22 protein-coding genes and 1 pseudogene are annotated in these 21,501 nt (G+C 72.0%); 12 read left to right on the top strand and 11 right to left on the bottom strand.

What is annotated here, in order from left to right; genetic code table 11:
- Window positions 1–33 precede the first annotated feature (33 nt).
- Entirely contained in the window at window positions 34–441 is a 408-nt protein-coding gene (locus ABZ937_RS35845; RefSeq protein WP_361698272.1) for a MazG nucleotide pyrophosphohydrolase domain-containing protein, read from the bottom strand.
- Window positions 442–546: 105 nt separating this feature from the next.
- Between ABZ937_RS35845 and ABZ937_RS35840 the strand changes: the two genes are divergently transcribed.
- Complete coding sequence (locus ABZ937_RS35840) at window positions 547–1,545, top strand: TAXI family TRAP transporter solute-binding subunit (protein ID WP_361698270.1); 999 nt, start codon at window positions 547–549, stop codon at window positions 1,543–1,545.
- Here the strand turns inward: ABZ937_RS35840 and ABZ937_RS35835 are convergent.
- Window positions 1,524–2,972, bottom strand: a complete 1,449-nt coding sequence (locus tag ABZ937_RS35835) for a HAMP domain-containing sensor histidine kinase (RefSeq protein WP_361698268.1) — start codon at window positions 2,970–2,972, stop codon at window positions 1,524–1,526. The genes ABZ937_RS35840 and ABZ937_RS35835 overlap by 22 nt on opposite strands.
- A 9-nt stretch (window positions 2,973–2,981) precedes the next feature.
- Window positions 2,982–3,668 carry a response regulator transcription factor gene (locus ABZ937_RS35830; protein WP_361698266.1) on the bottom strand — a complete coding sequence of 229 codons (687 nt, stop codon included), beginning with the start codon at window positions 3,666–3,668 and terminating at the stop codon, window positions 2,982–2,984.
- A gap of 296 nt (window positions 3,669–3,964) precedes the next feature.
- Here ABZ937_RS35830 and ABZ937_RS35825 point away from each other — a divergent pair, with 296 nt between their 5' ends.
- The 8 genes from ABZ937_RS35825 to ABZ937_RS35790 all read left to right on the top strand — a co-directional run bounded on the left by ABZ937_RS35825 (window position 3,965) and on the right by ABZ937_RS35790 (window position 10,370).
- Window positions 3,965–4,741, top strand: a complete 777-nt coding sequence (locus ABZ937_RS35825; RefSeq protein ID WP_361698264.1) for an amino acid ABC transporter ATP-binding protein — start codon at window positions 3,965–3,967, stop codon at window positions 4,739–4,741.
- An 85-nt stretch (window positions 4,742–4,826) separates the two neighbouring features.
- Window positions 4,827–5,660 carry a glutamate ABC transporter substrate-binding protein gene (locus ABZ937_RS35820; protein WP_361698262.1) on the top strand — a complete coding sequence of 278 codons (834 nt, stop codon included), beginning with the start codon at window positions 4,827–4,829 and terminating at the stop codon, window positions 5,658–5,660.
- A 74-nt stretch (window positions 5,661–5,734) separates the two neighbouring features.
- Entirely contained in the window at window positions 5,735–6,400 is a 666-nt protein-coding gene (locus tag ABZ937_RS35815) for an amino acid ABC transporter permease (protein ID WP_361698260.1), read from the top strand.
- Window positions 6,397–7,347 (top strand): amino acid ABC transporter permease, encoded by a 951-nt coding sequence (locus ABZ937_RS35810; protein WP_361698258.1) that lies wholly within the window; start codon window positions 6,397–6,399, stop codon window positions 7,345–7,347. The genes ABZ937_RS35815 and ABZ937_RS35810 overlap by 4 nt, the downstream gene beginning before the upstream one ends.
- 176 nt (window positions 7,348–7,523) lie before the next feature.
- Window positions 7,524–9,140, top strand: a complete 1,617-nt coding sequence (locus ABZ937_RS35805) for an FAD-dependent monooxygenase (RefSeq protein WP_361698256.1) — start codon at window positions 7,524–7,526, stop codon at window positions 9,138–9,140.
- Between the two features lie 75 nt (window positions 9,141–9,215).
- Window positions 9,216–9,302 (top strand): putative leader peptide, encoded by an 87-nt coding sequence (locus ABZ937_RS35800; RefSeq protein ID WP_313960178.1) that lies wholly within the window; start codon window positions 9,216–9,218, stop codon window positions 9,300–9,302.
- Window positions 9,303–9,372: 70 nt separating this feature from the next.
- Window positions 9,373–9,924, top strand: coding sequence for a cysteine dioxygenase (locus tag ABZ937_RS35795; RefSeq protein ID WP_361698254.1), 552 nt, complete (start codon window positions 9,373–9,375; stop codon window positions 9,922–9,924).
- A 5-nt stretch (window positions 9,925–9,929) separates the two neighbouring features.
- Window positions 9,930–10,370 (top strand): rhodanese-like domain-containing protein, encoded by a 441-nt coding sequence (locus tag ABZ937_RS35790; RefSeq protein WP_361698336.1) that lies wholly within the window; start codon window positions 9,930–9,932, stop codon window positions 10,368–10,370.
- 89 nt (window positions 10,371–10,459) lie between these two features.
- Here ABZ937_RS35790 and ABZ937_RS35785 read toward each other — a convergent pair whose 3' ends face one another.
- The 3 genes from ABZ937_RS35785 to recA all read right to left on the bottom strand — a co-directional run bounded on the left by ABZ937_RS35785 (window position 10,460) and on the right by recA (window position 15,237).
- Window positions 10,460–12,988 (bottom strand): ABC transporter permease, encoded by a 2,529-nt coding sequence (locus ABZ937_RS35785; protein ID WP_361698252.1) that lies wholly within the window; start codon window positions 12,986–12,988, stop codon window positions 10,460–10,462.
- 212 nt (window positions 12,989–13,200) lie between these two features.
- Entirely contained in the window at window positions 13,201–14,106 is a 906-nt protein-coding gene (gene recX / locus ABZ937_RS35780; RefSeq protein WP_361698250.1) for a recombination regulator RecX, read from the bottom strand.
- A gap of 3 nt (window positions 14,107–14,109) precedes the next feature.
- Window positions 14,110–15,237 carry a recombinase RecA gene (recA, locus tag ABZ937_RS35775; protein ID WP_361698248.1) on the bottom strand — a complete coding sequence of 376 codons (1,128 nt, stop codon included), beginning with the start codon at window positions 15,235–15,237 and terminating at the stop codon, window positions 14,110–14,112.
- 235 nt (window positions 15,238–15,472) lie between these two features.
- On the opposite strand from recA, the gene ABZ937_RS35770 reads away from it, so the two are divergent.
- Window positions 15,473–15,970, top strand: coding sequence for a hypothetical protein (locus ABZ937_RS35770; RefSeq protein WP_361698246.1), 498 nt, complete (start codon window positions 15,473–15,475; stop codon window positions 15,968–15,970).
- 87 nt (window positions 15,971–16,057) lie between these two features.
- Window positions 16,058–16,804, top strand: coding sequence for a hypothetical protein (locus ABZ937_RS35765; RefSeq protein WP_361698244.1), 747 nt, complete (start codon window positions 16,058–16,060; stop codon window positions 16,802–16,804).
- A gap of 34 nt (window positions 16,805–16,838) precedes the next feature.
- Here ABZ937_RS35765 and ABZ937_RS35760 read toward each other — a convergent pair whose 3' ends face one another.
- On the bottom strand, window positions 16,839–18,083 hold the full coding sequence (locus ABZ937_RS35760) for an AI-2E family transporter (RefSeq protein ID WP_361698334.1): 1,245 nt from the start codon (window positions 18,081–18,083) through the stop codon (window positions 16,839–16,841).
- A gap of 139 nt (window positions 18,084–18,222) precedes the next feature.
- Entirely contained in the window at window positions 18,223–18,417 is a 195-nt protein-coding gene (locus ABZ937_RS35755; RefSeq protein WP_361698242.1) for a DUF3046 domain-containing protein, read from the bottom strand.
- Window positions 18,418–18,497: 80 nt separating this feature from the next.
- On the opposite strand from ABZ937_RS35755, the gene ABZ937_RS35750 reads away from it, so the two are divergent.
- Window positions 18,498–19,442, top strand: coding sequence for a hypothetical protein (locus tag ABZ937_RS35750; protein ID WP_361698240.1), 945 nt, complete (start codon window positions 18,498–18,500; stop codon window positions 19,440–19,442).
- Between the two features lie 74 nt (window positions 19,443–19,516).
- Here ABZ937_RS35750 and ABZ937_RS35745 read toward each other — a convergent pair whose 3' ends face one another.
- The 3 genes and pseudogenes from ABZ937_RS35745 to ABZ937_RS35735 form a co-directional block, all read right to left on the bottom strand.
- On the bottom strand, window positions 19,517–19,825 hold the full coding sequence (locus tag ABZ937_RS35745) for an AzlD domain-containing protein (protein WP_361698238.1): 309 nt from the start codon (window positions 19,823–19,825) through the stop codon (window positions 19,517–19,519).
- Window positions 19,822–20,577, bottom strand: coding sequence for an AzlC family ABC transporter permease (locus tag ABZ937_RS35740; RefSeq protein ID WP_361698236.1), 756 nt, complete (start codon window positions 20,575–20,577; stop codon window positions 19,822–19,824). Before ABZ937_RS35740 ends, ABZ937_RS35745 begins: the two co-directional genes overlap by 4 nt.
- Before the next feature lie 29 nt (window positions 20,578–20,606).
- Window positions 20,607–21,458 (bottom strand): annotated as a pseudogene (locus tag ABZ937_RS35735) (AraC family transcriptional regulator); the annotation flags it as partial.
- Between the last annotated feature and the right edge of the window lie 43 nt (window positions 21,459–21,501).

Raw genomic sequence — 21,501 nt, 5'->3', positions numbered from 1 at the left:
GCCCCGGCGCGGTGCCCTGCGCCCGAGCGGGTGTCAGGCCGCGCCGCCCGGTATCCACCCCTGGCCGCGCAGCACGGCGGACACGTCCGGTGCCCGGTAGTGCTCCCCCTTGAGAACCTTGCCGTCGGCCCGGCGGGCGACCTGCCCGTCCGGGCCGATCTTGCTCATGTTGGCGCGGTGGATCTCGGCGATCACCTCGTCCAGGTCGATGCCGTGCACCAGGGCGGTGCCGTAGGCCACGTACACCACGTCGGCCAGCTCGTGCGCGAGCCGGTCCAGCGGACCCTCCACCGCGACCTCGGCGACCTCCGCGGCCTCCTCGGCGAGCAGTTCCCCCCGGTGGGCGGCCAGTCCGGGGTCCACCTCCGTCGGCGTACTGCGGGCGTCGAGGCCGAAGGCGTGGTGGAACTCACGGACGAGGCGGGCGGGCGAAGTGGTCATACGGCGACTCTAACGGCCGCCACTGACAACGCCCGCCGCCCGCGGCCGGCCCCCGAAGTGACCCGGCCCTGGTCACCGCCGCGCCTCCCCTGGCAGGATCGCCGCATGTCCAAGGTGTTTCCCCGGCTCGGCAGGCGCGGCGCGCTGCGGGGCGCGGCCGTCGGTGTCGTGGCCCTCGGGCTGCTGTTGTGGTGGCTGCTGCCCCTGGGCGAGAAGCCGCCGAGCGGGACGATCGTGTTCAGCACCGGTACACCCCGCGGGGTCTATCAGGAGTACGGCGAGCGGCTGCGCACCGAGCTGGGCAGGGACATGCCGGGCCTGAAGGTGAAGCTGCTCAACAGCGCCGGTTCGCAGGAGAACGTCCAGCGGGTGGCGACCGGGCAGGCCGACTTCACCATCGCGGCGGCCGACGCGGTGGCGACGTACGAGCTGCGGCACGGCAGCGGCGCCGGGCGGCTGCGCGGGGTGGCCCGGCTCTACGACGACTATGTGCATCTCATCGTGCCCCGCGACTCGGACGTCAGGAGCGTCGCGGACCTGCGGCACAAGCGGGTGGCGATCGGACTGCCCAATTCCGGTGTGCGGCTGATCGCCGACCGGGTGCTGCGGGCCGCCGGTGTCGACCCGCGCAAGGACATCACGGCGGTCGGGGACGGCATAGACATCGGGCCCGCGCGGCTGCAGCAGGGGAAGATCGACGCCTTCTTCTGGTCCGGCGGCCTGCCCACGAAGGGGCTCGTCACGCTGGCCAAGAAGGGCGCCTTCCGGTTCGTGCCGATCGACGACAGCGTCCTCGCCGATCTGCACGCCGAGGGCGAGGGCGCGCGTTACTACCGGGCCGCCAACATCCCCGAGTCGGCCTACCCGAACGTCCAGCAGGGTACGCAGGTGCCGACGATCGCCGTGTCCAACCTGCTGATGACCCGTGCGGACATGGATCCCCGGCTGACCGAGTGGGTGACCCGCACCGTCATCAAGAGCCGGGACGGCATCGGCGCCCACGTCCACTCCGCCCAGCTGGTCGACCTGCGCACCGCCATCTACACCGACCCCCTGCCCCTGCAGGAGGGCGCCCGGCGCTACTACCGGTCGATGAAGCCCTGAGAGGCTTCGACCGCCGCCTGTTCGCCCGTCTCCGCGTGCCGTGGCACCGTCACCGTCACCCGCAGCCCCCGTGGCTCGTGGTGGGCGTAGTCGATCGAGCCGCCGCCCGACGCGAGCAGGGCGCGGGTGATGGACAGGCCCAGGCCCGAGCCCTTCACGTTCTGGTGCCGGCCGCTGCGCCAGAAGCGGTCGCCCACGCGCGCGAGTTCGTCGTCGGTGAGGCCGGGTCCGGTGTCCGTGACCACGACCGTGGTCGTGTCGCCGTCGGCGCTGACGCCGACCTCGACCGTGCCGCCCTCGGGGGTGAACTTCACGGCGTTGTCGATCACCGCGTCCAGCGCGCTGGACAGGGCGATCGGGTCGGCCCAGGCGGTGGTGGGCGGGCAGTCGCCGGTCAGCCGGACGCCCTTGGCCTCGGCGGCCGGTGCCCAGCTGGCCACCCGTTCCCCGGCCAGCGCGCCGATGTCGGTGAGCCGGAGTTCGGCCTCGGCGTGCTCGGCCAGCGCCAGGTCGAGCAGGTCGTCCAGAACCTGCGCGAGGCGCTTGCCCTCGGTGCGGACCGAGGCGATCTCCTCGTTGCCCTCCGGGAGTTCGAGGGCGAGCAGCTCGATGCGCAGCAGCAGCGCCGCGAGCGGGTTGCGCAGCTGGTGCGAGGCGTCGGCGACGAAGGCGCGCTGCTGCTCCAGCACGTCCTCGACGTTGTCCGCCATCTCGTTGAACGAGCGGGCCAGCCGTCTGAGTTCCGGCGGTCCGCCGGCGACCGCGACCCGGGACTTCAGGCGCCCGGTGGCGATGTCGTGGGTGGTGGCGTCCAGGACCCGTACCGGCCTGAGTACCCAGCCGGTCAGCCGCAGCGCCGCGCCGACGGCGAGCAGCATGGCCGCGATCTCGCCGGCCCCGATGAACAGCCAGCCGCGCAGGATCCGGGAACGCAGCTGTCCGGTGGGCGAGTCGGTGACCACGACCGCGACGACGTCCCCGTCCCGGATCACCGGTGAGGCGACGATGAGCCGGCCGCGCTGCCAGGGCCACACCTGCCGGGGGTCATGGCTGCGCCGGCTGAGCAGCGCCTCGTCGAACGCCCGGCGGACCTCCCCGGTCGGCGGTACGAACCAGTCGTCGGGCGCATTGGCCATGGCGGAGCCGTTGCGGTAGAAGACCCCGGCGCGGATGTCGTAGACGCCGTAGTAGCTCTGCAGTTCGCTGCGCAGGGTCTCCCAGCGCTCGTCGGTGGTGGTGCGGCGGGATCCGCCGGGCCTGTCGGTGACGAACTGGGCGAGCGCCGCGAACCGTGCCGTGTCGTCGATGCGGTCGACGACGACCTTCTGCTGCTGCGCGGCGGCCAGGCTGACGGCGAGCGGGACCCCGAGGGCGAGCAGGACGGCCGCCATCAGGACGATGAGCAGCGGCAGGAGGCGTGTGCGCACCCGTCCCCGCTAGGCGGCCGGGGCGACGAGCCGGTAGCCGACGCCGCGTACGGTCTCGATCAGCGCGGGCATGCGCAGCTTGGCGCGCAGGGAGGCGACGTGCACCTCCAGGGTGCGACCGGTCCCCTCCCAGCTGGTGCGCCAGACCTCGCTGATGATCTGCTCGCGCCGGAAGACCACGCCGGGCCGCTGGGCGAGCAGGGCGAGCAGGTCGAACTCCTTGCGGGTCAGCTGGATCACCGAGCCGTCCACGCTGACCTGACGCGTGGGCAGTTCGATGCGGACGGGGCCGAGGAGCAGGGCGCTCTCGCCGCCGGTCGCGGGGTCCTCGTGGGCGGTGCGCCGGCTGACGGCGTGGATCCGGGCGAGCAGTTCCCCGGTGTCGTACGGCTTGACGACGTAGTCGTCGGCGCCGAGGTTGAGCCCGTGGATGCGGGAGCGGACGTCGGAGCGCGCGGTCACCATGATCACCGGGATGCTGGTGCGCTTGCGGATCTTGCCGCAGACCTCGTAGCCGTCCTGGTCGGGCAGGCCGAGGTCGAGCAGGACGACACCGAAACCGGCGCCCTCCGGGACGAGCGCCTGGAGGGCTTCCTCGCCGCTGCGCGCGTGCGTGACGTGGAAGCCATGCCGCGCGAGGACGGCCGACAGGGCCGCGGCGACGTGGTTGTCGTCCTCGACGAGGAGCAGTCTCATCCCGGCCCCCTCCGGTTCAGCGGTCGTACGGTCTCGGTTTGCGTCGGTCTTGTAGATCACAGACACGCGCGCGTGCACCATGGCAGTGACGCTGATGGATAAGGACGACGTCAAGAGGCTTCGGGTTGCCTGTCGCTTCCGTTACCCGCCCGATACGCGCACAGCCGACAAGTGCTACGACACGTGTCCGATTGCTATCGGATCGTGATGCTCAGATCTCCCTCAGATGTGATGACGCAGGTCACAGCCCCTCACTACTGTCCTCGGAAACCCGAGGAGGACGGAGCCTGAGAGCGATGACCAAAGTACCGGTGGCCAAGGAAGACGTGGCCACGTCCGACGAACTGGTCGTCCTGAAGAGCGTCAACAAGCACTTCGGCGCGTTGCACGTGCTCCAGGACATCGACCTGACGATCGCCCGCGGCGAGGTCGTCGTGGTCATCGGGCCCTCCGGGTCCGGAAAGTCGACCCTGTGCCGCACCATCAACCGCCTGGAGACCATCGACTCGGGCACGATCACGATCGACGGCAAGCCCCTGCCGCACGAGGGCCGGGAACTGGCCCGGCTGCGGGCGGACGTCGGGATGGTGTTCCAGTCGTTCAACCTCTTCGCGCACAAGACCGTGCTCGAGAACGTGATGCTGGGCCAGGTCAAGGTCCGCAAGGCGGAGAAGAAGCAGGCCGAGGAGAAGGCCAGGGCGCTGCTGGACCGGGTCGGCGTGGGCACCCAGGCCGACAAGTACCCGGCGCAGCTGTCCGGCGGTCAGCAGCAGCGGGTCGCGATAGCCCGGGCGCTGGCGATGGGACCGAAGGTCATGCTCTTCGACGAGCCGACCTCCGCTCTCGACCCCGAGATGATCAACGAGGTCCTCGAGGTCATGCAGCAGCTCGCGCGAGAGGGCATGACGATGATCGTCGTCACCCACGAGATGGGCTTCGCGCGATCGGCCGCGAACCGTGTCGTCTTCATGGCGGACGGCCGGATCGTCGAACAGGCCACGCCCGACCAGTTCTTCAGCAACCCGCGCAGCGACCGGGCCAAGGACTTCCTGTCCAAGATCCTGCACCACTGACCGCACGGCCCCGGTCGCACGCACCGCCCGGTCGGGTCCCCAGCGCCTCAGGACCTCGTTCCTCACCACTCAAAGGATGTTCACCATGAAGCTCCGCAAGGTCACCGCCGCCTCGGCCGTCCTCCTCGCCCTCTCCGTGACCGCCACCGCGTGCGGCGGCGACAAGAAGGACGAAGGCGGCTCCGGTGACGGCAAGAAGATCGCCATCGGCATCAAGTTCGACCAGCCGGGCCTCGGCCAGAAGACCCCGCAGGGCTACGCGGGCTTCGACGTCGACGTGGCCACCTATGTCGCCAAGAAGCTCGGTTACAGCGCCGACCAGATCGAGTGGAAGGAGTCGAAGAGCGCCGACCGCGAGACCATGCTCCAGCGCGGCGACGTCGACTTCATCGCCGCGACCTACTCGATCACCCCGGAGCGTCAGCAGAAGGTCGACTTCGCCGGCCCGTACCTGCTGGCCCACCAGGATGTGCTGGTTCGCGCGGACGACAACTCCATCAAGTCGCCGGCGGACCTGAACAAGAAGAAGCTGTGCTCGGTGACCGGCTCGACGTCGGCGCAGAACGTCAAGGACAAGCTGGCCCGGGAGGCGCAGCTCCAGCAGTACCCGGCGTACTCGGCCTGTCTGACCGGTCTGCAGAGCAAGGCGATCGACGCGCTGACCACGGACGACTCGATCCTCGCCGGTTACGCCGCCCAGGCCCAGTTCAAGGGCAAGTTCAAGCTCGGCGGCTTCAAGATGACCAATGAGAACTACGGCATCGGCGTCAAGAAGGGCAGCGACCTCAAGGCCAAGATCAACAAGGCCCTGGAGGAGATGGTCTCCGACGGTTCCTGGAAGACGGCCGTGGAGAAGAACTTCGGCCCGGCCGGCTACAAGAACGAGCCCGCTCCGAAGATCGGTGACATCAAGAGCTGAGGCAACGCCCTACGGGTGCGCCGTCCGTGAGGGCGGCGCACCCGGGCATCCAACACGCGGAAGCGCGGGAGATCGTGTTCGACTTTCTTGACAAGTACGACGTGCTGGGAGCGTTCTGGACGACGGTGCAGCTCACGCTGCTGTCCGCCGTGGGCTCCCTGGTCTGGGGCACCCTGCTGGCCGCCATGCGGGTGGGCCCGGTGCCGCTGATGCGCGGTTTCGGCACCGCGTACGTGAACATCGTGCGGAACATCCCGCTCACGGTGATCATCCTGTTCTCCTCGCTCGGCCTGCACGACACGCTGGGCGTCACCCTGGGCTCGGACAAGGTCGACACGTACAGCTTCCGGCTGGCCGTGCTCGGTCTGATCGTCTACACGTCGGCCTTCGTCTGCGAGGCGATCCGCGCGGGCATCAACACGGTTCCGGTCGGCCAGGCGGAGGCGGCCCGGGCCATCGGCCTGAGCTTCACGCAGGTGCTGGGCCTGATCGTGCTGCCGCAGGCCTTCCGCGCGGCCGTCGGCCCGCTGACCAACGTGCTGATCGCGTTGACGAAGAACACGACGGTGGCGGCAGCGATCGGCGTGGCGGAAGCGGCACTGCTGATGAAGGAGATGGTGGAGAACGAGGCACAGCTGCTGTTGATCTCCGCGGTCATCGCCTTCGGGTTCTGCTGTCTGACCCTGCCGACCGGTCTGATCCTCGGCTGGGTGGGCAAGAAGGTGGCGGTGAAGCGATGAGTTCGGTCCTGTACGACGCCCAGGGCCCCCGGGCCAAGCGGCGCAACATCCTGTACACGGCGGGCTTCCTCGTCGTCCTCGCGGCCGTCCTGTGGTGGGTGTACAAGTCCCTGGACGACAAGGGCCAGCTGGAGTGGGCGCTCTGGAAGCCGTTCTTCAGCGGCACCGAGGCCTACTCGACGTACATCTGGCCCGGTCTGCAGAACACCCTGAAGGCCGCGGCCCTCTCCATGGTCATCGCGCTGCCGCTCGGTGCCGTGCTCGGTATCGCCCGCCTCTCGGACCACGCGTGGATACGGATCCCGGTCGGGGCGGTCGTCGAGTTCTTCCGCGCGATCCCGGTGCTGGTTCTGATGATCTTCGGGAACGCCCTGTACTCCGAGTACACCGACGTCCCGTCGGACGACCGTCCCCTGTACGCAGTCGTCACCGGCCTGGTGCTGTACAACGCGTCGGTGCTGGCGGAGATCGTCCGCGCGGGCATCCTCGCCCTGCCGAAGGGCCAGTCCGAGGCAGCCCTGGCGATCGGTCTGCGCAAGAACCAGGTGATGCGGCTCATCCTGCTGCCCCAGTCGGTCACCGCGATGCTCCCGGCGCTCGTCAGCCAGCTGGTCGTGATCGTGAAGGACACCGCGCTCGGTGGCGCGGTCCTGACCTTCCCGGAGCTGCTCGCCTCGGTCAACCCGATGGCCGGCTACTACGGTGCCAACACCATCGCCTCCTTCACCGTCGTCGCCGTGATCTACCTGGTCATCAACTTCTCGCTGACCTCGTTCGCGAGCTGGCTGGAGGGCCGGCTGCGGCGCCGCAAGAAGTCGACCGGCGCGGTGCTCGGCGCCCAGGATGTCGCGGACATCGCGGGCACGGCGGCGACCGGGGCCGGAGGCACGGCCGGAGTCCTGGACCTCACCGGTCCCGTCGTCGGGGACGACGTCTCCAAGGACTGACGGTCATTCAAGTGACATGAGGCGCCCGGGGGCAGTGGCATGATCGCCACTGCCCCCGGTCACTTGACGCAAACTCTGCCAATGGGTTGCATACGTTCTGTGATCGTGCACCCCGCTTCACCTTCCTGTTCACTTGTCTCCGTCACGGCATCGCTGCGAGCAGGGGGCGCCACACCGTGGACCCGGTGATCATCGTCGGAGCGGGGCCCGTCGGGCTCACGCTCGCCCTGGCGCTGGCCCGCCAGGAGGTGCCGGCCGTCGTCCTGGACGAGGGCCCGGGCAAGGACGAACCCCGCCCGGCGCGCACGGTCGTCCTGCGTGAGGAAACGGTCGCTCTGCTGGAGCGCCTGACCGGATTCCCGCTAGCGGAGCAGGGCTTGCGCTGGGCCGGATGGCGGTCGCTGCGCCGCAAGCAGGTGATGAACGAGATCGCCTTCGACGAGACCGACCCCGCCGCCCCGCTGCACATCGCCCAGCACGTCCTCACGAACGCCCTGCGCGCGGCTCTCGCCGACGAGCCGCTGGTGAAGGTGGCCGTCGATAGCCGCCTGGACGGCATCGAGCAGGAGCCCTCCGGCGTCACCGCGCACACCCGCGGCCCCCAGGGCACCTGGTGGCGCGGGAGTTACCTGGTCGGCTGCGACGGCCCCCGCTCCACCGTGCGCAAACTCCAGGACATCCGCTTCCCGGGCCGTACGGCGGTGGAGCGGCACGCGGTCGCCGCGCTGCGCGTGGAACTTCCGTGGGAGGGTCGCGCGTTGCTCCATCGGATGCCGCCGTGGCGGTCGTCCGGGCCCTCGGCCGGGGAGGTGACCGCCCGCCCCCTCCCGGACGGTGCGTGGCGCCTGGACTGGCTGCTGCCGCCGGGCAAGGACCTGGTCACGCCCGAGATCCTGGTGGCCCGGATCCGCGAGACCCTCGCGGGCTGGACGAACGGCACCCCACCGGCGTACGACCTGCTCGACACCGGTGTCCACACCGTGCACCACCGCCTCGCCCGCCGGTGGCGCGTCGGCCGGGTCTTCCTCGCCGGGGACGCGGCCCATCTGCTCGGCGCGCTCGGCACCCAGGGGCTCGACGAGGGCCTCCGGGACGCCGACAACCTCGCCTGGAAGCTGACCACGGCCTGGCACCACGGCCCGCACGAGGCCCTGCTGGACAGCTACCAGTCCGAGCGGCGCGGGGTGGTCGCCGCCCGGCTGCGCGCCGCCGACCAGGTGCTGCCGGTGCTGCGCGGCGGAGGCGGGCTGCGCCACATCGTCCCGGGCGCGGCCAAGGGCCACGACGCGTTGCTCACGGACGGCCATCTGGGGCGCGGCCCGCTGGGCGCGCCGGGGACGTACGCCGACTCGCCGCTCGCGCCCCGGCATCTGGAGGCGGGCATCCCGGTCGACACCCCGCCCGGCGCGCCGGTCACCGATGTCCGGGTCACCGCGGAGGACGGGTCCTTCGTCCGGCTGCGCGACCGGCTCGGCCGCGGCGCGCTGCTCGTCGTCCTGATCGCGCCCGGTACGGGTGTCTGGGACCGCAAGCACTGGGTGTCCGCCGGGGTGATGCCCCGGCTCGCGGCGGCCGTGACCGCGCTGCCGCACCCCGCCGAACTGCTGGTCGCCGAGAGCTACCCCGGCGCGCCGGCGCACAGCGTGCTGCTCGTACGCCCCGACGGCCACCTGGTCACCGCGCTGAGCGGCGTCCGCCCGGCCGACCTGTACGCGGCCGCCGAGGCCACGGTGGGCGGCGCGGTGCAGGAGGAGCAGAAGAAGACGGCGGAGGCGGGCTCCGGCGCGCGCTGACCGCGCGCCCCCACCCTCCGTCCGCAGGGTGACACTCGGTTGACCGGAGTACGGCCGCATGCTGTACTCCGGATCGTGACCGACACCTGTGTGCGCCTGTGGCGGAGGGTCCATATGGACCTCGTCCGCTATGCGGGCTGCGTGTGTCGTCCGTCCTGCTGAATTCGCATCCCTCCCCTTTACGGGCGCCGTCGCGCGCCCGTCTCCGCGAACGCTCCTCAGGACGGTGTCCGTGTCTGTCCCTTCCTCTTCGCTGTCCCCTTCCGCTTCCGCGTCCCGTGCCGTCGGCGCCGGACCCACCCAGGCGGACCTCCTCGACTACGTCCGGCGTACGGCCTCGGACGCCGAGCTGATCGCCTCCCTGCCGCTCGACCCCGAGGGCCGCACCTGGGTGCGCCTGAAGGGGCCCGGCGGCAGTGAGGCCTGGCTGATCGGCTGGCCGCCCCGTTCCGGCACCGGCTGGCACGACCACGCCGACTCGGTCGGCGCCTTCCTCACCGCGTCGGGCGACCTCACCGAGCACTCCCTCACCGCCCGGCTGCCCACCGACGGCTGGAAGACCCTGGAGCTCACCGAGGGCGTGGACCGGGTCCGCCGGCTGGCCGCCGGGCAGGGCCGCGCCTTCGGCCGCCACCATGTGCACGAGGTGCTCAACGAGTCCCACGAGCGACACGCGATCTCCGTCCACGCCTACTACCCGCCGCTGCCGCGGATCCGCCGCTACAGTCGCACGGGCCAGGTCCTGCGCCTGGAGCAGGTCGAGCGCCCGGAGGACTGGCAGTGAGCGGCATCGACGAGCGGCCGGTGGTGACCGGCGTGGCGGGCGTACCGGACGGACGGCCGCTCGGCATCGACGCGTTGCTGGAGCGGGTGCGCGCGGGCTACCGGCGCGTCGAGGCGCAGGAGGCGCACGAGGTGGCGCGCTCCGGCGCGGCGCTGCTGGTCGACATCCGGTACGCGGCCCTGCGCGAGCGGGACGGACTCATCCCCGGCGCGGTCGTGGTCGAGCGCAACGAACTGGAGTGGCGCCTCGATCCCCAGGGCAGCCACCGCCTTCCCGAGGCCACTGGTCACGACCTGCGGGTCGTGGTGATCTGCAACGAGGGCTACGCCTCCAGTCTCGCCGCCGCCTCCCTCCACCAGCTGGGCCTGCACCGGGCGACGGATCTGGTGGGCGGCTTCCAGGCGTGGCGGGCGGCAGGGCTGCCGGTGGTGCCGGCGACGTCCTGAACCGCAGGTTCCGAAAGCGGTGAACCCCCGTACCTGACGGACGGGGGTTCACCGGGAAACACGCACGCACACCGCGGCCGGAGCCGCCGCTACTCCTTGGCCGTGGCGACCGTCACCGCCCGCACCCGGAGCGCCGCGCGCGCCGAGAGGGCACTGGCCGCGAGCGCGAGGATGCCGGCGACCCCGACGACACCGACGTAGAGCAGCGGCGTGACCGTCGGGGCGGCCCGGTTTGTCATGCCGACGCTGAACGCGGTGAGCACGGCGAGGGCGATGCCGCTGCCGAGCGAGGTGGCGAGGAACAGCACGGACAGCACCTCGGTGCGCAGCATGCGCAGCACCTGACGGCGGGTCGCGCCGGCGAGGCGGAGCAACGCGAACTCCCGCACACGCTCCGCGACCGACATGGCGAGCGTGTTGACGACGGCGATGGCGGTGAAGGCCAGAACGAGCCCCATGGCGAGGTAGTTGACCTCGGCGTTCGTCTGTTGGCGGTCGGCCTGGAGGGCGTCGGCGGCGGCCGGCGAAAGAATACGCAGTCCCGGGAACTCACGGAGCGTAGTCGAGAGTTGTGTCTGTGTACGGGTCGTGCTGACGAGGACGGAGGAGGCGAGCGGGTTGTCGACGTGGTGGGCCACGAGGTCGTGGGCGAAGGTGAGGTCGCCGAAGCCGAGACCCCGGGCGTAGACGGCGGCGACGGTGAGCGTGGCGGGCGTGCCGTCGCCGAGGGTGAGCTTCAGCGTGCTTCCCGGCTTCAGATGCTGCTGGTCCGCGGCCAGTTCGCTGACGGCGACGGTGCCGGGGCCGAGCCGGTCGAGGGAACCGGCGGTGACCTCCGGGTCCCAGGTGCGGGTCAGGCCGGCGGGGGTGACGCCCTGCGCGGGGTACTTGTCGAGGCCGACGCGGACGGTCGTGCGGACCACCTCGGTGACGGTGTCGTGCCGTGCGCGCAGCCGCTCGGCGGCCGCGCCGGGGACGCCGGGGCCCTGGGCGGCGACGACCCAGTCGGCCCGGACACCTTCGCGGACCTGGGTGCGGGCGGCGTCGCCGAGGGTGGCCTGGACGAAGAGGACGGTGCAGGTCATGCCGACGAGCAGGGCGAGCGGGGTGACGACGGAGGCCATGCGGGCGGCGTTGCCTCGCAGGTTGGCGGTGGCGAGCCGGCCGCCGTGACCGGTGAGCCGGAGCGGGCCGGTGAGCAGCAGCGCGGCGGCCCTGACCAGGAGGGGACCGAGCAGGGCGACGGCGGTGGACAGGACGACGACGGCGAGGAAGGTCACGGGAGTCGAGGCGGGCTCGGTGCGCAGGGAGGTGAGGACCACGACGAGGACGACTCCGCCGGCGAGGAGCAGCAGCCCGGCGGCGATCCGGCCCCAGGGCGGCCGGGTGCGCTCGGTCCTGGCTTCGGCCAGGGCCTCGGCCGGGCGGATCCGGGCGATCCTGCGGGAGGCGATCCGGGCCGCCGCCCAGGCGCCGAGCAGGGTGGCGGCGAGAGCGGCGAGCGGCGGGAAGACACCGACGGTGTGTTCGAGCGTGTCGGGTACGGCGCCCAGGGCGACGAACCTCGAGTGCAGCCAGCCGCCCAGCGGCAGCCCGAGCAGTGCGCCGGCCGTGCCCGCCGCCGCGCCGACGATCAGCGCCTCCCGGCCGAGCAGTTTGCGGATCTGCCCGGGCGTGGCGGCGATGGCCCGGAGCAGGGCGAGTTCACGGTGGCGCTGCTGGACGGTGAGCGCGAAGGTGCCGACGACCACGAGCACCGCCACCAGCAGCGAGGTGCCGCCCATGGCACCACCCATGCTGACCAGCCGGGTGCGGGCGGCGGCCGCGTCCAGGAACTCGACGGGCCCGCGGGCGTCGCCGGTGCTGACCTGGGCCGTGGTGCCGTGCAGCGCCCGCGCCACGGCCTGGCGCACCCGCTCGGGATCCGTTCCCTTGGCCGGCAGCACACCGAACGCGGTGACCTGCCCGGGGTGCGCGGCCAGCCGGCGCGCCTCGGCGGCGGAGAAGAAGAGGGACGTCTGGTGGCGTACGGCGGTGGCGGGGGTGGCGATACCGGTGATCCGGTAGCCGCGCGGGGCCTGCGTGGACTGCACGGTGAGCCGGTCGCCGGGCCGCAGCCGGGCCCGCGCGGCGAGGTCGCTGTCGATGACGAGGTCGTCCGCGGCCTTGGGGGCGTGGCCCGCGGTCAGCCGGTACGGGGTCAGTGCGGCGGAGTCCCAGGCGTGGCCGTAGGGGGTACGGCCGCCGGTGCCGGTGGGGGTCGACGGCTGAGCGAGGAAGGTGAGTTCGGGGACGACCCGGGCCACGCCGGGGGTGTGGGCGAGCGTGCCGCGCAGCCGCTCGGGAAGCCAGGCGCGCTCGGCGATGGGTTTCGCCTTGTGCTTGACCTTGGTCTTGCCCTTCTTGTGCTTGACGGTGGTGCGGTGCACGTACTGGTCGGCGGAGACCACGACGGGAGCGGCGGCGTAGCGCTCGGTCCGGACGGTGCCGCGCAGGCCGGTGTCGAGGAGGGTGCCGCACGCGGTGATCAGAGCCGCCGCGCACATCAGGGCGAGGAAGGCACCGAGAAAACCTGCCTTGCGGGCGCGGACTGTCTGCAGGGCGTAACGCAGCATCATGGGGACGGGCTCTCTTCTGTTCTGTTGTGTGCACGGGTTGTGTCGTACCCGGCCGGCCTCCGGCTGGTGCGTGTGCCGGGGCCGGGGGTGCGCGTACAGACTCGCCCGTGCGGGCAGGTGAGAGCACTGCGGTGACCCGGCGTCCTGCGGCGGGGGTCATCCCGCCCGTTCGAGGCGGGGGTTAACCCCACCCCGACGCCGGTGGGAGCGCGTCAGAAGTCCCCGTCCCCCAGGAACTCCGTGTCCTCGCCCTCTTCCTCCAGGGCCTGGCGGACGATCCGAAGGGCCATGCCCTCGGAGTAGCCCTTGCGGGCCAGCATGCCCGCGAGCCGGCGGAGCCGCTTGTCGCGGTCGAGGCCACGGGTGGCACGCAGCTTGCGGGCGACCAGTTCGCGGGCGGTCGCCTCCTCCTGCTCGGAGTCGAGCTGGCCGACGGCCTCGTCGATCAGCGCGGAGTCGACGCCCTTGGTGCGCAGTTCCCGGGCGAGGGCGCGCCGGGCGAGCCCCCGGCCGTGGTGCCGGGACTCCACCCAGGCGTCCGCGAACGCGCCGTCGTCGATGAGCCCGACCTCCTCGAACCGAGTCAGCACCTCCTCGGCCACTTCCTCGGGGATCTCCCGCTTGCGCAGGGCGTCCGCGAGCTGCTTGCGGGTGCGCGGGGTCCCGGTGAGCAGGCGCAGGCAGATCGCCCGGGCCCGCTCAGCCGGGTCCCCTGAAGACTCCCCTCGCTCGTCCCTCGCCGAGGGAGGGGCGCCTTCGTCCTCACCGGGCGCGTCCCCGAAGCCGCGCCGCCGACGGCCACGCCCCCGGCCACCGCGCGCGCCGGGCCCGCCGGAGCCACGGCCGCCGGGCGAACCGCCCCCGTACGACTCGCCGTCCGCTTCCCCCGGGTCGGCGCCGCCGGCACCGTCGTACCCGCCGGTGCCGCGGTACGCGCCGGGCCCGCCGTACTCGTCACGCCCGCTGTAGGCGCCCTGCCCGCCGTACTCGCCGTAGCCGGCGTCCCGGTGTCCGTCGTCACCGTCCGGGGCGGAGTGCGGGTAGCCCTCGGTGCCCCTCCCCCGTGGGGCACCGGGGGTGGCGTACTCGTACTCGGCCCAGTCGGTTCGTCGTGTCACGGGTCAGCTCTTGGCTGCGGCGGCCTTGGGCTTGGTGGCCTTGGCGGCTGCCGGGGCGGACGCCAGCTTGGCGGGGTCCTCGGCCGCCGCGGTGCTGGCCGCGTCGGCGCCCGGCTCGGCAGCGGGCTCCTCCGGCCGGACCCCCACGCCCAGCTTCTCCTTGATCTTCTTCTCGATCTCGTTGGCCAGGTCGGGGTTGTCCTTGAGGAAGTTGCGCGCGTTCTCCTTGCCCTGGCCGAGCTGGTCGCCCTCGTACGTGTACCAGGCGCCGGCCTTGCGCACGAAGCCGTGCTCCACGCCCATGTCGATCAGACCGCCCTCGCGGCTGATGCCCTGGCCGTAGAGGATGTCGAACTCGGCCTGCTTGAAGGGCGGCGCGACCTTGTTCTTGACGACCTTGCAGCGGGTGCGGTTGCCGACCGCCTCGGTGCCGTCCTTCAGGGTCTCGATGCGACGGATGTCGATACGCACCGAGGCGTAGAACTTCAGCGCGCGGCCACCGGTCGTGGTCTCCGGGGAGCCGAACATCACGCCGATCTTCTCGCGGAGCTGGTTGATGAAGATCGCGGTGGTCTTGGACTGGTTGAGCGCGCTGGTGATCTTCCGCAGCGCCTGGCTCATCAGCCGGGCCTGGAGACCCACGTGGCTGTCGCCCATCTCGCCCTCGATCTCCGCGCGCGGGACGAGCGCGGCGACGGAGTCGATGACGATGAGGTCGAGGGCGCCGGAGCGGACCAGCATGTCCACGATCTCCAGGGCCTGCTCGCCGTTGTCCGGCTGGGAGAGGATCAGGTTGTCGATGTCGACGCCGAGCTTGCGCGCGTACTCGGGGTCGAGGGCGTGCTCCGCGTCCACGAACGCGACCTGGCCGCCGGCCTTCTGTGCGTTGGCCACGGCGTGCAGGGTCAGGGTCGTCTTACCGGAGGACTCCGGTCCGTAGATCTCGACGACACGGCCGCGCGGCAGGCCACCGACGCCGAGGGCGACGTCGAGGGCGGTCGACCCGGTCGGGATGACCTCGATGGGCTCCTTCGACCGCTCGCCCATGCGCATGACCGCGCCCTTGCCGAATTGCCGTTCAATCTGTGCGAGCGCGGCGTCGAGCGCCTTCTCGCGGTCGGTTCCTGCCATGGGTTCCACCCGGTTTGCTTGAGTCGATCGCTTCACGTCAAAGACGCTAACGCCTGCCACTGACAATGCGCCCCGACGCAGGCCCAGCCTGTGGATAACCGTGGGACACATCCCCGCGAATCGGGTCGAAATCCCCAACCGAAAGCCTCGCCTGAGCTTCCATGAGAATGGATGTTCGATTTTCGTGTCAAGCGCACCACTCGCCGCGGCCGGGGCTTCCGTAAGGTGGGCGGGGATGAACGACGACACCCGGACGTGGGCCCTGTTCCACGCCCTGGACCGGCTGCCCGGACCGCACCACCTGGAGCACCCCGACGGCTTCGACCACCCCGCGGCCCGGCTCCGGGCGGCCAGACTGCGGGACCGGCTGAGCGAGGACTTCGGGTGGCCCTGTGACCTCGACGAGGGGATCCAGGACGCGAGCTACTCCTTCTCCGTGCACGTCCCGGCCCGGGCGACCGAGGCCGGAGGGTTCCTCGCCGTGCGGCTGAGCAACTACGGCGACCTGGCCGTGGTCACCACACCCGCCCCCGGCGGTCACGAGGACCTGGACGACGCCGTGTGCGACGGAGCGCTGTCCGAGGCGGACCACGTCCGCGTCACGACCGCTCTGTCCGACCTCGGCCACCGGCTGGTCCCCCAGCGACTGCTCCACCGGCCGTACGACGGTGTGACCTGGCTCGCCGCCGAGGACTGCGCGACCTGGTGGACCCGCTTCTTCGATCACCTGTGACACGGGCCCGCGTGCTCCCCGGGGCGTACCACGGGTGTCTCCGGCCGGACGACGACCGCGCGGGCCGCGCCCGGGAGCCTGGGGCCCATGAAAAATCCGCGTGCCGCTGTCGACCGCCTCTGCCACACGACGGGGCTGCTCCTCGTCCTGTCCGGCCTCGTCCACCTCGTGGTGTTCGCGGTCGACGGCGGCCCCTGGGACGGTCCCGTCTCCTGGCGCAAGCCCGTCACCTTCGGGCTCTCGTTCGGAGTGACACTGATCGCGGTCACCTGGGTCACGTCGTACCTGCGGACCGGTGACCGGCTGCGCACGGCCCTGCTGCTCGTCTTCGCCGCCGACTGCGTGGTGGAGGTGGGCGGCATCACCCTCCAGGCATGGCGCCGGGTGCCCTCGCACCTGAACAGGGAGACACCCTTCGACACGGCCGTGTCCATGACGCTCGCGATGGGCGGCGGCGTCCTGGTCGTCCTGCTCACCGTCTTCGCCGTCGCCTCCTTCCGGCACCGGCCGACGGGCCCCGCAGGCATGCCGCTCGCCGTGCGTTCGGGTTTCGCCCTCCTGCTGGTCGCGCTGGCCTCCGGCGCGGGCATGATCGCGCGCGGGGTGCTCCTGACGCGGACCGGCCACCAGGAGGCCGCCTATCACTCGACGGCTCCGCTCAAGCCGCTGCACGGTGTGAGCCTGCACGCCGTGCTCGTCCTGCCCCTGCTGGCCCGGCTGCTGTACCGCACGCCCTGGAGCGAGCCGGCACGCCGGCGGATCGTGGCCGCGGCGGCCGGCGGCTACGCGGCGGCCGTCGCCGTGGCCGCCGCGTGGGCGGTCCTGACGTACTGAGGCGGCGCCGGCCCGCGGAAGCGGCCTTCGGGGCCTACGTCTGCTCGCCGCCGGAGGGGCGGGCCCAGAGCCGTCGCATGCGCGTGAGCATCCCGGGGCCGCCCGGGCTTCGGCCGCGGTGGCCGTGCACCCGGGGGTCGTCGGTGACGGCGTACCGCTTCACGTACGCCCCGAGGAACGCCTGCAGAGTGGCCACCGCCGGGATGGCGATCAGCGCGCCGACCGCGCCCAGCAGCGCGGTGCCCGCGATGACCGAGCCGAAGGCGACCGCCGGGTGGATGTCGACGGTCTTGGCGGTCAGCTTGGGCTGGAGCATGTAGTTCTCGAACTGCTGGTAGATCACGACGAAGACCAGCACCCACACCGCGTACCAGGGGTTGACGGTGAACGCGATCAACATCGGCAGCGCGCCCGCGAGGTACGTCCCGATGGTGGGGATGAACTGCGAGACCAGGCCCACCCAGACGCCGAGCACGGGCGCGTACGGCACGCCCAGGGACTGGAGCAGGATGTAGTGCGCTATGCCGGAGATGAGCGCCATGAGGCCGCGCGAGTACAGATAGCCGCCCGTCTTGTCGACGGCGATCTCCCAGGCGCGCAGCACCTCGGCCTGGCGGGCGGGGGGCAGGACGGAGCACAGGGCGCGCCGCAGCCGGGGACCGTCCGCGGCGAAGTAGAACGAGAACAGGGTGACCGTCAGCAGCTGGAAGAGCCCGCCGAGCACCTGCGCGGACACGTCGAGGACCCCGGCCGCGCTGGTCTGCGCGTACTTGCGCAGCCAGTCGGAGTGGAGCAGGCCCTCCTGGATGTCCACCCGTCTGAGCTCCGTGTGGAAGGTCTCATTGATCCAGTTGATGAGCGAGTCAAGGTATTGCGGGAAGCCCTCGATCATCTTGATGATCTGGCCGGCCAGCATCGAGCCGAGCAGGGTGATGAACCCGGCGGAGACGATGGCCAGCCCGAGGAAGACCAGGAAGGTGGCGAGCCCCCTGCGCATGCCGCGGGCGGCCATCCGGCTCACCGCGGGCTCGATCGCGAGGGCCAGGAAGAACGCGATCAATATGTTGATCAAGAGGCCTGTCAGCTGGTGGAAGGCCCAGCTGCCCAGCTGGAACGCGGCGATCAGCGCGAGCGCGAGCACCATGGCGCGCGGCAGCCAGCGCGGCATCCGGCCGCCCGGAGCGACGGCTTCGGAGACCGGGGGCCGGACGGGCGGGGTCGTAGCGGCCGGTGCTGCCCGCCGGACGGACGGCTCGCCGTCCTCCGTGGTGGGTGCCAGGGGGTCCTCGTCAGTGGGTGCCACTTGCCCAGTCTCGCCCACGCCACCGACAACCGGCGCCCGCCCGCGATCTTCGTGACAGTTTCAGTGCCGTACCGCCGGTGTCGTACGCAACAAGCCCGGCATTCCGGTCGGCAGGTCAGCGCTTCTCGCCCGGCACGTTCATGACCGTGCAGATCACGCGCCACACGTCCTTGGCCGCCCAGCCTGCGTCCAGTGCCTCGTTCACCGTCCGTCCGCCCAGTTCCGACATCACGTGATCGCGCGCGAAGGTGTCGGCGTACCCCGGACCGAAGTGATCCGCCATCCGCTGCCAGAAGACCGTCAACCGCATGACTCCAGTATCCCGCCCCTGGGGGTGGGCCCTGCCCGGGAGCGCCTGCCGAGACCGCTTTCCGTCCTACGGTCTGACGCATGGCCCAAACAGGAGCTTCCCCACTCCCCTCCCCGCCGTCGGCGCGCTCCCCGCTCTTCCGCGCCGAGCAGTTCATATGGCTCACCGCGCGCGTGCTGGAGCAGCGTCTCTTCGCGTACCACTTCCTGCACGGCAGCCGGGAGGCGGTGGAAGCGGCGCTGGACGCCTACCGCAACGAGGACGGCGGGTACGGGCACGCGCTGGAGCCCGATCTGCGCGGACCGGTCAGCCAGCCCCTGCACACCGCGCACGCGCTGCGGGTACTGGACGCCGTCGAGCGCTGCGGCGGGCAGCGGGTGGAGCGTGTGTGCCGCTATCTGACCTCCGTCTCCACCCCGGACGGTGCCCTGCCGGCGATCCACCCCAGTCAGCGCGGATATCCGACGGCGCCGTTCGTCCCGGTCGTCGACGACCCGCCCAGCGAGCTGCTGGCCACCGGGCCGGTGGTCGGGCTGCTGCACCGCAACGAGGTGTGGCACGCCTGGCTGTTCCGGGCCACCGACTTCTGCTGGCAGGCGGTGGAGTCCCTGGAGAAGTCCCACCCCTACGAGGTGGAGGCCGCCGTGACCTTCCTGGACTCCGTTCCCGACCGCCCGCGCGCGGAGGCCGCCGCCGACCGGCTGGGCCGCCTGGTGCGGGAGCAGCGGCTCGCGGCGCTGGATCCGGACCGGCTCGACGCGTTTCCGGTCGCGTCCGGCTACGCCCCGGGCGAGCACCACTTCCCGCACGACTTCGCCCGGAGCCCGGACTCGCTCGCGCGCGCGTGGTTCACGGACGACGAGATGGCCCGCTCGCTCGACCACCTGGCCGCCCAGCAGCAGCAGGACGGCGGCTGGCCGATCAGCTGGCGCCGGTGGGCGCCGGCGCCGGCGTTGGAGGCGCGTCCCCTGGTGACCATCGAGGCACTGCGCACCCTGAGGGCGTACGGCCGCTTCGTGGGCTGAGCCGTCCCCGTTCGCTTGTCGGGTCCTTCCCGTCGGCGAACGGGCCGGACTACCTCACCCATCAACGGCCCGCCTCATCCTCCGACGGCCCGCACGGCCGCCGTCACCACCACGGCCGCCGTCACAACCAGCAGGAACGGCGCCCGCAGCACCAGTGCCAGGGCCGCCGCGCCGAGCCCGGCGGCCCGGGCGTCCAGCATCAGCGTGTGCCCCTCGGCGAACGTCTGCTGGGCCGTGAGCGCGGCGAGCAGGGCGACCGGCAGCAGGGCGGCGAGCCGCCGCACGTACGGCCGCTCCACGGTGTGTGCCGGGACGAGCAGGCCGGCGAGCTTGACGGCGTAGCAACCGAGGGCGGTCACGCCGATCGCGATCCAGGTGTTCACCGGTCCTCCTCCGAGCCGTCCGGTTCGTGCCGCCGGGTACGCCCGCCGCGCCGGCCCTCCGCGAAGAGGGCGAGCGGGGCCGCCAGCGCCGCCACCAGGACCGGCACCCCGGTCGGCAGGACGGGCAGCAGACCGAGGCCCAGCAGGACGGCGAGGCCCGCGACCGCGCGCTCGGTGGCCGTCTTCAGCATCGGGGCGAGCAGGGCCAGGAACACGGCGGGTCCTGCCGCGTCCAGGCCCCACGCGCGCGTGTCACCGATCGCCCTGGCACCCAGCGCGCCGAGCAGCGTGGTGAGGTTCCACAGCACGTACAGGCTGAGCCCGGTGACGGTGAAGCCGATCCGCGCGGCCCGCCGGGTCGGCTGCGCCAGGGTCACCGCGGTGGTCTCGTCGATCACCCACTGGGCGGCGAACGGCCGTACCGCGCGCGGGAGGGCGAGCAACTGCGACAGCCGCAGTCCGTAGAAGGCGTTGCGCACGCCCAGGAAGAAGGCGCCGGCGGCTGCCGTGAACGGGTTGCCTCCGGCGGCGAGCGCCCCGACCAGGGCGAACTGGGAGGCGCCGGTGAACACGAGAAGGCTGAGCGCGCAGGTCTGGAGGAGGCTGAGTCCGCTGCCGGCCGAGGTCACCCCGAAGGCGAACCCGGACAGGCCCACGGCGACGCCGACCCCGAGGGCGTCCCGTACGACGGCCGCGTCCGGTTTGTCCGCTCCTTCGGCGGTCCGGTCCGTGAGTGCTATGTGCTGTGCCACGCCCCGGACGGTACGGGCGGCCGTCAGCCCGCGTCTTGTACGTTCTTGCGCTTGCCCGGGCTCGTGCGCTCGCGCTGGTACGCGCCCGGGGGCACGCCGACGATCCGGGCGAAGTGCCGGTTGAGGTGGGGCTGGTCGGTGAAGCCGACGGCGACGGCCGCCTCGGCGGGGCTCGTCCCCGCGTCCAGCAGCAGCCGGGCGCGGCGCACCCGGGCGTCGGTCAGCCAGGTGTGGGGCGGCATGCCGTAGGCGTCACGGAACGCTCGCAGCAGCGCGAACGGGCTGGTCCCGAGGTCCGTGGCCAGCCGTTCCAGCGTCGGCGGCGCGGTCATCCGCTCCTCCAGCACCGCACGCGCGCGTGCCGCGATCCCCGCGCCGGCCGTCCGGGTCCGCCGCTGGGGCAGCGGGCCGCCGTTCAGCCGCAGCAGCCTGGTCACGGCGACCCGCAGCAGCGTGTCGGCGGCCAGTGCGTTGCCCTCGTCCGCGGCGCGCAGCACCTGGTGGACCAGGCGGACCGTGGAGGGATCGTCGAGGACCGGACTGACGAAGCCCGGGGTGCCCCGGAGGGTGGTCGTCTCGGCGGCGATCGCGGCGACCACCTCGGGCGACGGGTAGAGCGCGCCGTACCGCCAGCCCTCGGGCACGCCGGCCCGGCCGGTGTGCGGGGTGTCCGGGTTGACCAGGGCGAGCGCCCCGGCGCCGGCGGAGACGTCGGAGCCGTGGTGGTGGAAGACCTCGACACCGTCGGCGATGGCCGCGATCACGAAGTTCTCGTGGGTGTGCCGGACGAAGGTCTTGCGGATGTACCGGGCGCGCAGCAGGTCGACATCGGGCAGCTCCGCGTACCGCCAGTGCCGCGCCCGCTCCCCTGAACCCGCCATACGCCCATTCTCCGCCCTGCGCCGGATCACACCGGTTCCGCGG

It is taken from the genome of Streptomyces sp. NPDC046727, from assembly GCF_040645635.1.
Taxonomy (GTDB): Bacteria; Actinomycetota; Actinomycetes; order Streptomycetales; family Streptomycetaceae; genus Streptomyces.
The sequence above is the reverse complement of the archived record's forward strand: the minus strand, read 5'-3'. Positions and strand labels throughout refer to the sequence as shown.